Origin of the sequence: Streptomyces sp. SJL17-4 (genome assembly GCF_036826855.1) — a bacterium.
Lineage (GTDB): Bacteria > Actinomycetota > Actinomycetes > Streptomycetales > Streptomycetaceae > Streptomyces.
Genome location: NZ_CP104578.1, coordinates 6160808 through 6173195, shown reverse-complemented (window position 1 = coordinate 6173195; position 12388 = coordinate 6160808). Strand labels below are relative to the sequence as shown.

10 protein-coding genes are annotated in these 12388 nt (G+C 70.9%); 3 read left to right on the top strand and 7 right to left on the bottom strand.

What is annotated here, in order from left to right; translation table 11 throughout:
* Positions 1-46 precede the first annotated feature (46 nt).
* The 5 genes from N5875_RS27765 to N5875_RS27745 form a co-directional block, all read right to left on the bottom strand.
* Positions 47-1132: a LacI family DNA-binding transcriptional regulator gene (locus N5875_RS27765; protein ID WP_338496871.1), complete on the bottom strand. Its 1086-nt coding sequence runs from the start codon at positions 1130-1132 to the stop codon at positions 47-49.
* Positions 1120-2787, bottom strand: coding sequence for a glycoside hydrolase family 13 protein (locus N5875_RS27760; protein WP_338496869.1), 1668 nt, complete (start codon positions 2785-2787; stop codon positions 1120-1122). The genes N5875_RS27765 and N5875_RS27760 overlap by 13 nt, the downstream gene beginning before the upstream one ends.
* A 62-nt stretch (positions 2788-2849) precedes the next feature.
* Positions 2850-3722: a carbohydrate ABC transporter permease gene (locus N5875_RS27755; RefSeq protein ID WP_338496868.1), complete on the bottom strand. Its 873-nt coding sequence runs from the start codon at positions 3720-3722 to the stop codon at positions 2850-2852.
* Complete coding sequence (locus N5875_RS27750; RefSeq protein WP_073917450.1) at positions 3719-4732, bottom strand: sugar ABC transporter permease; 1014 nt, start codon at positions 4730-4732, stop codon at positions 3719-3721. Before N5875_RS27750 ends, N5875_RS27755 begins: the two co-directional genes overlap by 4 nt.
* Before the next feature lie 19 nt (positions 4733-4751).
* The gene (locus N5875_RS27745; protein WP_318211361.1) at positions 4752-6029 is read right to left on the bottom strand and encodes an extracellular solute-binding protein; all 1278 of its coding nucleotides are present in this window, start codon (positions 6027-6029) and stop codon (positions 4752-4754) included.
* 358 nt (positions 6030-6387) lie between these two features.
* On the opposite strand from N5875_RS27745, the gene N5875_RS27740 reads away from it, so the two are divergent.
* The gene (locus N5875_RS27740) at positions 6388-7416 is read left to right on the top strand and encodes a LacI family DNA-binding transcriptional regulator (RefSeq protein WP_318211362.1); all 1029 of its coding nucleotides are present in this window, start codon (positions 6388-6390) and stop codon (positions 7414-7416) included.
* 123 nt (positions 7417-7539) lie between these two features.
* Positions 7540-8574: a phosphatase PAP2 family protein gene (locus N5875_RS27735; RefSeq protein WP_338496864.1), complete on the top strand. Its 1035-nt coding sequence runs from the start codon at positions 7540-7542 to the stop codon at positions 8572-8574.
* Here N5875_RS27735 and N5875_RS27730 read toward each other — a convergent pair.
* Both N5875_RS27730 and N5875_RS27725 read right to left on the bottom strand, forming a co-directional pair.
* Positions 8558-10138 carry an amidohydrolase gene (locus tag N5875_RS27730; RefSeq protein WP_338496862.1) on the bottom strand — a complete coding sequence of 527 codons (1581 nt, stop codon included), beginning with the start codon at positions 10136-10138 and terminating at the stop codon, positions 8558-8560. The genes N5875_RS27735 and N5875_RS27730 overlap by 17 nt on opposite strands.
* A complete protein-coding gene (locus N5875_RS27725; protein WP_338496861.1) occupies positions 10045-11637 on the bottom strand; it encodes an APC family permease in 1593 nt (530 codons plus the stop codon). The genes N5875_RS27730 and N5875_RS27725 overlap by 94 nt, the downstream gene beginning before the upstream one ends.
* Positions 11638-11736: 99 nt before the next feature.
* On the opposite strand from N5875_RS27725, the gene N5875_RS27720 reads away from it, so the two are divergent.
* Entirely contained in the window at positions 11737-12384 is a 648-nt protein-coding gene (locus tag N5875_RS27720) for a TetR/AcrR family transcriptional regulator C-terminal domain-containing protein (RefSeq protein ID WP_318211366.1), read from the top strand.
* The last annotated feature ends 4 nt before the right edge of the window (positions 12385-12388 follow it).

The following is a 12388-nucleotide window of genomic DNA, read 5'->3' as shown; positions in this document are numbered from 1 at the left end:
GTGCCCCGACGCCCGGTCAACCCTCCGGACACCGCAACGCAAGTTGTTACGCAAGGACTTGCGGCAGCGCGGCGCGGGCGGGCGGCTGCGCCGTCGACCCGCGCACCACCAGCTCAGGCTGGAACACGAACTCCGTGCGCTGCACCGGATTCCCCTCGATCTCCTCCAGGAGCGCGCCGACGGCCGCCGTCGCCATGGCCTGGACGGGCTGGCGCACGGTGGACAGCGGAGGGCTGGTGAAGGCGATCAGCGGCGAGTCGTCGAAGCCGACGACGGAGACGTCCCCGGGCACGTCGAGGCCCCGGGCGCGGACGGCGCGGATCACGCCGAGCGCCATCAGGTCGGAGCCGCAGACGATGCCGGTGCAGCCCTCGCGGAGCAGGATGTCGGCGGCCGCGTGCCCGCCCTCGACACCGAAGAGCGTGGGTCTGATGAACCGTTCCGCGTCGGCGCGCTCGACGCCGAGGAGCTCGTACAGCTCGGCGGTGAAACCCTCGGCCTTGCGGCGCGAGGGCACGTAGCGGGTGGGGCCGATGGCGAGGCCGATGCGCTCGTGCCCCAGCTCGACCAGGTGCCGTACGGCCATGCGGGCCGCGGCCCGGTCGTCCGGGGAGACGAAGTTGGCGTCGATGTGCTCGTTGTAGCCGTTGATGAGGACGTACGGCACGCCACGGGCGGTCAGCCGGGCGTAGCGGGCCGGGTCGGCGGAGGCGTCCGCGTGCAGCCCGGAGAGGAAGACGATGCCGGCCACCCCGCGCTCCACGAGCTGCTCGACGAGCTCGTCCTCGGTGGCGCCGCCGGGCATCTGGGTGCAGAGCACCGGGGTGTAGCCGTGCCCGGCGAGGACCTGCTCGACGACCTGGGCGAACGCCGGGAAGATCGGGTTGGTCAGCTCGGGCACGACGAGCCCGACGAGTCCCGCGCTGCGGCGTTTCAGGCGTACGGGACGCTCGTAGCCGAGCACGTCGAGCGCCGCGAGCACCTTGTGCCGGGTCGCGCCGGCCACCCCCGCCTTGCCGTTGAGGACCCGGCTGACGGTGGCCTCGCTGACCCCGGACTGGGCCGCGATGTCCGCGAGCCGCGGGGCGCCGTTCCCGGCGCCCCGCGGCAGGGGGATCGTCACACCGCCCACCAGGCGGTCGAGTCGGCAGGCAGGACCGCCTCGTCGTCGACGATCGTGATCTCCTCGTTGGAGAGAAGGAACCGGCCGGGCAGCGGGACGGAGATGGCCCGGCCGGTGGTGTTGGCGATGCAGGCGAAGCCGTCGCGGCGGAAGGAGAGCACACCCTCGGGTGCCTCCAGCCACTCGACGGCCTCGCCCGCACCGAGTCCGGGCTGCGCCCGCCGCACGGCGAGGGCGCTGCGGTACAGCTCCAGGGTGGAGCCGGGGTCGCCGGCCTGCGCCTCGACGCTCAGACCGCCCCAGGTGGCGGGCTGCGGCAGCCAGGAGCCGCCGGCGCCGAAGCCGTACGAGCCGCCCTCGACGGTCCACGGGATCGGGACCCGGCAGCCGTCGCGGAAGCCGTCCTGGCCGGACGCCCGCCAGAACGACGGGTCCTGGCGGACCTCGTCGGGCAGGTCGGTGACGTCGGGCAGGCCGAGCTCCTCGCCCTGGTAGACGTACGCCGAGCCGGGCAGCGCCAGCATCAGCAGGGTGGCGGCGCGGGCCCGGCGCAGGCCGAGTTCGCGGTCGCCGGCCTCGCGGAGCTGGGTGCCGAGGCCCGCCGGGTTGGCGAAGCGGGTGGCGTGCCGGGTGACGTCGTGGTTGGAGAGCACCCAGGTGGTGGGCGCGCCGACCGGGCGCATCGCCTCCAGCGACTCGTCGATGACGCGGCGCAGCTCGGCGGCGTCCCAGTGGGTGCCCAGGTACTGGAAGTTGAAGGCCTGGTGCATCTCGTCGGGGCGCACGTAGTTGGCGGTGCGCGCGACGGTCGGGGTCCAGGCCTCGGCGACGAGGACGCGCTCGCCGTCGTACTCGGAGAGGACCTTCCGCCAGGTGCGGTAGATCTCGTGGACGCCGTCCTGGTCGAAGAAGGGCATGACGTCGTTGCCGAGCAGCTTCAGCTGGTCGTGGGCGCCGAGGTCGGGCAGGCCCTCGGCCTTGACGAGGCCGTGGGCGACGTCGACGCGGAAGCCGTCGACGCCCATGTCGAGCCAGAAGCGCAGGATGGAGCGGAACTCGTCGCGTACGGCGGGGTGTTCCCAGTTGAAGTCGGGCTGCTCCGGGGCGAAGAGGTGGAGGTACCAGTCGCCGGGGGTGCCGTCCGGGTTCTCCGTACGGGTCCAGGCGGGGCCACCGAAGATGGACTCCCAGTCGTTGGGCGGGAGTTCGCCGTTCTTCCCCTTGCCGGGGCGGAAGTGGTAGCGCTCGCGCAGGACCGACCCGGGGCCCTCGCGCAGCGCGCGCTGGAACCACTCGTGCTGGTCGGAGGAGTGGTTGGGGACCAGGTCGACGATGATGCGCAGGCCCAGGGCGTGGGCGTCGCGGATCACGGCGTCGGCGTCGAGGAGCGAGCCGAACATGGGGTCGATGGCCCGGTAGTCGGCGACGTCGTATCCGGCGTCGGCCTGCGGCGAGGCGTAGAAGGGGGAGAGCCAGACGGCGTCGACGCCGAGTTCCTTGAGGTACGGCAGCCGGCTGCGGATGCCCTCCAGGTCGCCCATGCCGTCGCCGTTGCCGTCGGCGAAGCTGCGCGGGTAGACCTGGTAGATCACCGCGTCTCTCCACCAGCCCGTGTGCGTGCCGGTGGTCGGGGCGTCGGCCGGGGTGGCGAGATGCTGGGTCATGTCTTCCCTGGGAGGTAAGGAGGTGCGTACAGAGGTGCGTACAGAGGGCGGGCTCAGGGCCGTCAGCCCTTGACGGCACCGGCGGACATGCCGGTGACGAGGTGGCGCTGGGCGAAGAGGAACACCAGGGCCGCGGGGATGGCGATGAGCACGGAGGCCGCGGCCATCGGGCCCCACTGGGCGCCGTACTGGTTGACGAACTTCTGGAGTCCGCCGGCGAGCGTGAGGTTCTCGTCGCCGACCATGAAGGCGGAGGCGTAGGCGACCTCGCCCCAGGCGGTGATGAAGGAGTAGAACGCGGTGACCGCGATGCCCGGCTTGGCGAGCGGCAGGATCAGCCGCCAGAAGGTGCCGAAGGGCGTGAGGCCGTCGACGTAGCCGGACTCGTCGATCTCGCGCGGGATGGTGTCGAAGAAGCCCTTCATCATCCACGCGCAGAACGGGACGGCGATCGTCAGGTACGTGATGACCAGGCCGACCGGCTGGTTGAGCAGGCCCATCGACGCCATGATGTTGTAGATCGGCACGATCAGGACGGCGACCGGGAACATCTGGGTGATGAGCAGCGTCCACATCAGGCCGCGCTTGCCGGGGAAGCGGAAGCGGCTGACGGCGTAGCCCGTGGTGGCGGAGATGAAGACGCCGATGACGGTGGTGAGACCGGCGACGAGCAGCGAGTTGGCGAACCAGGTGAGGAACGGGGTGTCGTTCAGCAGGTTCGTGTAGTTCTCGAGCGTCGTCTCCTTGAAGAAGTCCGTGGTGATCGCGTACTTGGCCGGCTTGAGCGAGGTCAGCAGGACCCACAGCACGGGGAAGACGGCGATCACGGACGCCACGATCAGGGTGACGTGGAGGGCGACCGAGGCGAGCGGCGAACGGCGGCCGCGGATCGGCGTGTTGGCGACGGCCTGGGGGGTGGGGGTCGTGGTCGTCACCAGACTTCTCCCTGCTTGCGGAGGACTCGCCGGTAGACCGCGGCGAAGAGCATCAGGAGGACCAGGATGAGCACGCCCCAGGTGGAGGACTGGGCGAAGTCGCGCGGACTGACCTCGAAGGAGAACTTGTACGCCTGGGTGACGAGGATCTGGGTGGCCTCGCCGGGTCCGCCCCGGGTGAGCAGGAAGATCACCGGGAACATGTTGAAGGTCCAGATGGTGGAGAGCAGGACCACCGTCGTCGACACCGAGCTCAGGCCGGGCATGGTGATGTGCCGGAAGCGCTGCCAGGCGTTGGCGCCGTCCATCTCGGCGGCCTCGTACAGCTCACCGGGGATGGACTGGAGCCCGCCGAGGAGGGCGACCATCATGAAGGGCACGCCGAGCCAGACGTTGACGAGGATGACCGAGAACTTGGCCCAGGTGGGGTCGTTCAGCCACGGGACGGCGTCGATGCCGCCGCCCGCGAGGATCTTGTTGAGGAGACCGTTGTCCTGGTTGTAGAGGAAGCGCCAGGCGAAGACGGAGACGAAGCCGGGCACGGCCCAGGGCAGGATCAGCAGCAGCCGGTAGAAGGAGCGGCCGGCGATCTTGCGGTTGAGGACGTTGGCGAGGGTGAGGCCGAGCGCGAAGGTGACCGAGACGCAGGCGACCGTCCACAGCAGCGTCCAGCCCAGGGTGGAGAGGAACTGGCCGCCGGTGAGCGCGTCGGCGTAGTTGTCCAGGCCGACGAACTCGTAGGTGGCCGGGATCTCGTTGACGCCGATCGACCGCGCGACGTTCCGCTCATTGGCGTCGGTCAGCGACAGGTAGATGCCGCGGACCAGCGGATAGCCGATGATCACCGCGATCACGATCGTCACCGGGGCGATCATCGCCCAGGCGTACCAGTGGGTGGCGAGGGAGCGCTTCCTGACGCTCCTGCGCTTGCCAGTTCCGCGGCTCCGGCCGCGGGCGACACTGTCGCCCGCGGCCTTCACCACCGACTGGCTGGGGGTGTCCACAGCCATCAGCCGGCCTGCCTTCCTGTTACTTCCAGTCCTTCAGGAGCTTGCGGTAGGCGTCGCCCGTCGCCTTCGCTCCCTTGTCCGGGGTGGTCTGGCCGGTGAGGACCTTGGTGTACTCGGTGACGAGCGGCGCGAAGAGGCTGCCGGTCTCCGGGATCCAGGGGCGCTCGACGGCCTTGTCGACGACCGGCTTGAAGAAGCCGATCATCTCGTTGGTCGCGACGTCCGGCTTGATGTAGACGGACTCACGGGTCGGGAGCAGGCTGAGCTCCTTGGCGACCGTCGCCTGGGTCTCGGCCGAGGTCATGTACTCGGCGAAGGCGTAGGACGCGTCGAGGTTCTTGGAGCCCGCGTAGACGGCGAGGTTGTGACCGCCCTGCGGGGCGCCCTGGCCGGCCGAACCGGCGGGGACCGGGGCGATGCCCAGGTTCGCCTTGTCGGTGAACTCCTTGCCGGCGTAGGTGTCGGCGACGGCCCACGGGCCGTTGATCATCATCGCGACCTTGCCTTCCTTGAAGGCGGTCTGCATGTTGTTCCAGCCGTCGGTGGCGTCGGTCTTGGCGGCACCGGAGTCCACCAGGTCCTTGACGACCTTGAAGCCCTTCACACCGGCCGGGTTGTCGACGGTGATCTGCTTCTTGTCGGCGTCGACGAGGTCGCCGCCCTCGCCGTAGAGGAAGGAGAGGAACCAGTAGGCGTCGTCGCCGCGCAGGTAGAGACCGGGGTTGCCGGTCTTCTTCTTGATCTTGGCGGAGACGGTCTTGAGCTCGTCGATGGTCTTGGGGACCTCGACGCCGGCCTCCTTGAAGATCTTCTTGTTGTAGAAGATGCCCATGGAGTCGATGACCTGCGGGACGGCGTAGGTCTTGCCGTCGTACTTGGTGGAGGCCGCGGCCTGCTCCAGGAAGTCGTCCTGGTTCTTGAGGGCGGTGGTGCCGTCCAGCGGGGCCAGGTAGCCGAGGTCCGCGAACTCCGGGGTCCAGGCGACCTCGGAGCGGATGACGTCGGGGGCGCCGGAGCCGGACTGCGCGGCGTTCTTGAACTTGTTCTGCGCCTCACCGAACGGCACGTTCACGTACTTGACGGTGACCTTCGGGTGCTTCTTCTTGAAGTCCTCGGCGACCTTCTTGAAGACCTTGTCCTCGGAGCCGACCGTGGAGGTGTCCCACCAGGTCACGGTGCCGGAGAGCTCGCCCGAGCCCTTCGAGCCGCCGCCGCCCGAACCGCTGTCACTCCCGCACGCCGCCAGGGTCACGCCCAGGGCCGCGACCAGCGCGGTGGCCGCTATGCCACGCCGCATGTGAACTCCTTCAACTGATCCCGGGGGGACGAGGGGCTGGAACCTTCCTCATGCGACCGCTCCCTCGCGGCGCTCCGGGTTGCCAGGAACGTAACAGGGATGAAAACGAGCCGAAAGACCTTGCGAGAACTTTCTGCAAGGACCGGGGATCGTTACATCCGCGTGTCCCTAAGGTTGCCGTTGAATCGCTTGACAGCAGCTGACACACGCCCCCGGGCGCCGTACGACCCCGCGCGCACGCCCCTGACACACCACGCGCGCCCCGCAAGTTCTGCAAGAGCTTGCGGGGTGGCTTGCACCACTCGTACCTCACCCATGCGGTGGGCAATACGCCCCGTGACCGGTACAGTCCATCCCCATGACCGCGCGGCTCTCCGACATCGCAGCCCAGGCGGGGGTCAGTGAGGCCACAGTCAGCCGCGTGCTCAACGGCAAACCCGGTGTGGCCGGGGCCACCCGCGAATCCGTCCTTGCCGCGCTCGACGTGCTCGGCTACGAGCGGCCCGTACGACTGCGCCAGCGCAGCGCGGGCCTCGTCGGCCTCATCACCCCCGAACTGGACAACCCGATCTTCCCCGCGCTCGCGCAGGTCATCGGGCAGGCCCTGACCCGGCAGGGGTACACCCCGGTCCTCGCCACCCAGACCCCCGGCGGGTCCACCGAGGACGAGCTCACCGACATGCTGGTGGAGCGGGGCGTCGCCGGCATCATCTTCGTCTCCGGACTGCACGCCGACACCACCGCCGACATGACGCGCTACGACCAGCTCCGCGGCAAGGGTGTCCCGTACGTCCTCCTCAACGGCTTCTCCCCCAAGGTGCAGGCGCCCTTCGTCTCCCCCGACGACCGGGCCGCGATGCGGCTCGCGGTGACGCACCTGGCCGCGCTCGGGCACACCAGGATCGGGCTCGCCGTCGGACCGAAGCGGTTCGTGCCGGTGCTCCGCAAGATAGAGGGCTTCCAGCAGGGCATGCAGGAGCGGCTCGGCCTCGGCTCCGAGGAGTCCGAGGCGCTGATCCAGCACTCCCTCTACACCCTGGAGGGCGGCCAGGCCGCGGCCGGGGCGCTGATCTCCCGCGGCTGTACGGCGGTGGTCTGCGCGAGCGACATGATGGCGCTCGGCGCGATCCGGGCCGCACGGCAGCAGGGGCTCGACGTCCCCAGGGACGTCTCCGTCGTCGGCTTCGACGACTCTCCCCTCATAGCGTTCACCGATCCGCCGCTGACCACCATTCGGCAGCCCGTGCAGGCGATGGGGCAGGCGGCGGTCCGCGCACTGCTCGAAGAGGTCGGGGGCACTCCCGCCCCGCACTCCGAGTTCGTCTTCATGCCCGAGCTGGTCGTCCGCGGGTCGACGGCCTCGGCCCCGCCCTCCGTCCGTACCTGACACCTACCCGGCCCCCTACGGCACCCCTCCGTACGACCTCCTTCCTGAGGTGGACCGGGTGCGCCCCGAACCCGTCGGAGGGATGATCGGTCGGGGGGAAGGGATCTGGCAGACTCTCTCCCTATGGGTGAAACGACCGTGAAGAGTTTGGACAACCGGACGACCCCGTCGTCACCCACCGTGGCCGACGGCAGGTACGCGCGCTTCCGTGCGCGCGCGCCGCGGCGCCCCACGATCTGGTTCGAGATCGCGCTGATCGCGGTGAGCTACTGGACGTACTCGCTCATCCGCAACGCGGTGCCGGAGCAGAAGGCCCAGGCCTTCAAGAACGCCGACTGGATCTGGGAGGTCGAGCAGTCCCTCGGCCTCGCCTTCGAGCACGCCGTCAACCATGCCGTGAACTCGGTGACATGGCTGATCGTGTCGATGAACTACTACTACGCGACGCTGCACTTCATCGTGACCATCGGTGTGCTCGTGTGGCTGTACCGATGGCACCCGGGCCGTTACGGGGCGTTCCGCACCGTCCTGTTCGCCACCACCGGTGTGGCCCTGGTCGGTTACTACCTGTACCCGCTCGCGCCCCCGCGGCTCATGACCAGCGAGAGCTTCGTCGACACGGTGCTCGTCCACCACACCTGGGGCTCAATGGCCTCGGGCAACCTCAAGCACGTGTCGAACCAGTACGCGGCGATGCCGTCGATGCACATCGGCTGGTCCCTCTGGTGCGGCCTGACGATCTTCCTCCTGGCCAAGGCGCCCTGGGCGAAGATCCTGGGCCTGCTGTACCCGATGGCGACCCTCGTCGTCATCGTCGCCACCGCCAACCACTTCTGGCTGGACGCGGTCGGCGGCATGATCTGCCTCGCCTTCGGCTTCGCCGTCTCCTACTTCTGGTACGGCTCCCGCCCGCACCGCCTGCCCAAGCTGGTCGAGCCGATGGCGGGCGCGGTGCCGCGGAGCGGCCCGCTCCCGGAGGGGGAGACGGACCGCGAGGACGAGAGGACCGCCGCGGTCTCCGCGACCGAGGCGGCCACTGCGACCGAGATGGCCACCGCCACCGAGATGGCCACCGCGAAGGACGTGGCCGAGGTGGCCACCGCGGAGGACGTCGCCGAGAAGGCCGATACGGAGCGCTCGGTCAGTTCCGGTAGGTGATCCGGCCGCCGGCGACGGCGAGGCGGATCGGGGCGTTCTCCGTCTCGTCCGCCGGGGCCTCCACCGGGTCCACCGCGAAGGCGGTGAGGTCGGCCCGGTGCCCCACGGCGATCCGCCCCGCGATCCGCTCCTCCCCCGCCGCGACCGCCGCGTGCGTGGTCATCCCCTCCAGGGCCATCAGGCCCGTGAGCCCGTGCCGGGCCGAGGCCGCACCGCGCGGGGCCTGCGCGGTGGCGAGGACCTGCCGGGCGTCGTAGTGGGCGATGGGCCAGTCCGAGCCGAGCGCGAGGTGCGCCCCGGCGTCCCGCAGGTCGCGGCAGCGCCAGGCGCGGGCCGCCCGCTCCTCCCCGAGCCGCCTGGACCACTCGTCGGTGTGGTCGGCGCGGGTGTACGCGGTGTGCGGGGGCTGCATCGAGGCGACGACGCCGAGCGCGGCGAAGCGGCCGAGCTGGTCGTCCGGGACCGTCTCGATGTGCTCGATGCGATGGCGGGGACCGCCCGTACCGAATCCGCCGAGGCCTTCCACGGTGTCGAGGACGTGCCGTACGGCGGCGTCGCCGATGGCGTGGGTGGCGGTGCCGACCCCGGCACGGTGGAGATGGCGTACGGCGGCCGTGTACGCGGCCGGGTCGGGCCAGAAGGCGTCGGTGCCCCGGCCGTGGCAGTCGGCGTGTTCCAGCCAGGCGGTGCCGCCCTCGACGGTGCCGTCCATGAAGAACTTCACGCCGCCGATCGTCCACATGCGCCCGGCCCGCCCCTGGAGCCGTACGAACTCGTCCAGCTCCTCTTCGCCGACGCCCGGCATGCACCAGGGCGCGAGGCGGAGGCGGAGCGGCAGCTCGCCGTCCTCCTCCAGGGCGGTCAGGAGGCCGGGTACGTCGGGTCCGCCGAGGTCCATGACGTGGGCGGAGGTGAGTCCGGTGGCGGCCATGCCGGTGAGCAGGTCGACGAGCCGGTCGCGGCGCTCGGCGTACGGCTGGGCGGGCAGGAACGGGGTCATCAGGTCCATGGCGGCGTGCTCGACCAGATGGCCGGTGGGGCGTCCGTCGGCTCCGCAGACGATCTCGGAGAGCTGGGCGAAGGCGCGGGGCCCGTCGATGCCGGCGGCCTTGAGGGCGGCCGCACTGGCCAGGACCGAGTGTCCGTCGTAGAGGCGGAGGTACGCGGGGGCGCCGCCGAGGACGTCCTCGATCAGGTCGCGGTGGACGGGGCGGCCGCCGAAGACGTTGTGGTCGAGGCCGAAGCCGATGATCCAGCCGTCGCGGCGCTCGGCGTCGCGGAGGGCGGCCCGCAGTCCTTCGAGGTCGGTGACGCCGGACAGATCGGTGCCGGTGAACATCTCCAGGCCCCAGACGGGGTGGCTGTGGGCGTCGGTGAGGCCGGGGGTGAGGGTGGCGCCGGCCAGGTCGACGACCTCGGTGCCGGGGCCGCGCCAGGCACGGGCGTCGGCGGCGTCGCCGAGGGCGGTGATCAGTCCGTCGCGGACGGCGACAGTGGTGTGGCCGCTCGGTTCGGGGGTACGGAGGCGGGCGTCGACGAGGAGGAGGTCGGGGGCTGCGGACACGAGGCGTCGGCTCCTTCGGTGGGCTGCTCGGCGTGCGGGTCGGGGTGCGGCTCGGCGGGCTGCTCGGTGGGCGGTTCTTCGGCGAATCGGGCGTAGACCTCGGGGCGCGTGCGGCGCAGCCGGTACGCGAGGAGGAGCCCGAGGACGAGGACGGCGGGGACGACGGCGACGAGGACCGCGTTGACCGTCGGGGACGCGCCGGTGAAGAGCGCGACCTTGGAGGCGACCAGCCAGATCGCCACGGCCAGCAGGGCGGCCGCGGTGACGGGGGCGACGAGGGTGCGCAGGGCGCCCTCCTGGTGCGGGACGCGCCGGAAGTAGCGGACGACGGCGAGGGCGGCGAGCAGCATCAGCGCCATGAGCCCGAGCATCCCCGGGGTGTTCACCCAGAGCAGCAGCTGGGTGTACGGGTCGGCGCCGGCGGCCGCGAAGCCGAGGACGACAGCCGCGCCGAGCACGGTCTGGGCGATGCCGGCGACGTACGGGGAGCGGTGGCGGGGGTGGATCCGGCCGAGGGCGGCGGGCAGGACGCCCTCCTCGGCGAGGGCGAGGGCGTAGCGGTTGATCGCGTTGTGGAAGGCGAGCAGCGAGGCGATGATGCTGGTCACGATGAACACGTGCATCAGGTCGGCGGCCCAGGAGCCGACGTAGGTGGTGATGGCGGCGAAGAAGAGTCCGCCGGTGTCGCCGGCGGCGGCCGCGACGACCTTGTCGTCGCCGAAGGCCTGGATCACGGTCCACACGACGAAGGCGTAGAACAGGCCGAGGAAGCCGACCGCGATGTACGTGGCGCGGGGGATGGTGCGGGCCGGGTCGCGGGCCTCGCGGCGGTAGATCACGGTGGACTCGAAGCCGGTGAAGGCCGAGAAGGCGAAGGCCAGGACGGCGGCCGTGCCGGGGACGAGGACGTTGCCGGGGGCGAAGGAGGCGAGGGAGAGCCCGTCCGCGCCGCCCTTGAGCAGCACGCCGCCGGCGAGGAGGACGAGTATGCCGGTCTCGGCGACGAGCAGGACGCCGAGGACCTTGGCGCCGAAGTCGATGGAGCGGTGGCCGCCGTACCAGATGAGCAGCAGGCCGCCGAGGGCGATCGGGAGCCAGGGCAGGTCGACGCCCCACAGGGCGCCGGCGGTGTCGGCGGTGGCGGAGCCGAGGAGTCCGTAGACGCCGATCTCCATGCCGTTGTAGCCGACCATGGCGACGAGGGCGGCGGCGATGCCGAGCGGTGTGCCGAGCCCCTGGGCGATGTACGCGTAGAAGGCGCCGCCGCTGCGGACGTGGCGGCTCATGGTGGTGAAGCCGACGGCGAAGATCGTGAGGGTGATGCCGGCGAGGAGGTAGCCGGCCGGGGCGCCGATGCCGCCGAGGACGAGGGCGATGGGGGCGACGCCGGCCATCACGGTCAGCGGTGCGGCGGCGGAGACGACGAAGAAGGAGATGTCGGCGGTGCTGAGGGTTCCGGTGCGCAGGCCGGGCGGCTCGCCGGAGGTGCTGGAGGACATGCGGGAGAAGCCCTTCTCGTAAACCTAAAGGCTTTCGGTTGGCGCAATGTAGCCTCGTGTCCAACGATTCGGGAAGAGCTGAACAGCGGGAGAACGTGAATGGGCCGGCCGCACAAGCCCCTGCTCGACCGGGTGCGCATCACCACCACGGCGCTCGAACTCGTCGACGAGCAGGGCGACTTCAGCGTCCCCCAGATCGCCCGGCGACTCGGCGTACAGACGGCCTCGGTGTACCACCATGTGGACGGCCGGGACGGCATCGTGGAGCTCCTGCGGGAGCGGGTCTGTGCCGCCATCGACGGCGGCACCCTCGACGGACAGCCGTGGGACGCGGCCGTCGCCGCCTGGGCACGCTCCTACCGGGCCGCCTTCGCCGCCCACCCGAAGGCGATCCCGCTGCTCACCGGCTCACCCGTGCGCGCACCCAGGGTCCTTGAGCAGTACGAGAAGGCGGTCGCCCTCCTCCTCGACGCGGGCTTCGCCCTGCCGGACGTGATGCCGGTGATCATCGCCCTGGAGAACCTGGTCCTCGGCTCGGCCCTCGACATGGCGGCCCCGGAGGCGATGTGGGAGCTGGCCGACGACACGGCGACTCCGCGCCTCGCACGGGCACTCGCCGCCTTCCCCGAGGGCGGCCGCACCGACACCGCCTTCGAACTGGCCCTGGCCGGCTATCTGACCCACATCCGGGGCATGCCGGACGGGTCGGTGACCCGCACGGACCCCCGTGGGGCGTACGCCCCGTAGAACA

Excerpts from the sequence above, each read along its gene's own strand:
- N5875_RS27750 (WP_073917450.1), bottom strand. The coding sequence starts at position 4,732 with ATGGCTGTGGACACCCCCAGCCAGTCGGTGGTGAAGGCCGCGGGCGAC.
- N5875_RS27745 (WP_318211361.1), bottom strand. The coding sequence starts at position 6,029 with ATGCGGCGTGGCATAGCGGCCACCGCGCTGGTCGCGGCCCTGGGCGTG.
- N5875_RS27740 (WP_318211362.1), top strand. The coding sequence starts at position 6,388 with ATGACCGCGCGGCTCTCCGACATCGCAGCCCAGGCGGGGGTCAGTGAG.
- N5875_RS27720 (WP_318211366.1), top strand. The coding sequence starts at position 11,737 with ATGGGCCGGCCGCACAAGCCCCTGCTCGACCGGGTGCGCATCACCACC.
- N5875_RS27735 (WP_338496864.1), top strand. The coding sequence starts at position 7,540 with ATGGGTGAAACGACCGTGAAGAGTTTGGACAACCGGACGACCCCGTCG.
- N5875_RS27725 (WP_338496861.1), bottom strand. The coding sequence starts at position 11,637 with ATGTCCTCCAGCACCTCCGGCGAGCCGCCCGGCCTGCGCACCGGAACC.
- N5875_RS27760 (WP_338496869.1), bottom strand. The coding sequence starts at position 2,787 with ATGACCCAGCATCTCGCCACCCCGGCCGACGCCCCGACCACCGGCACG.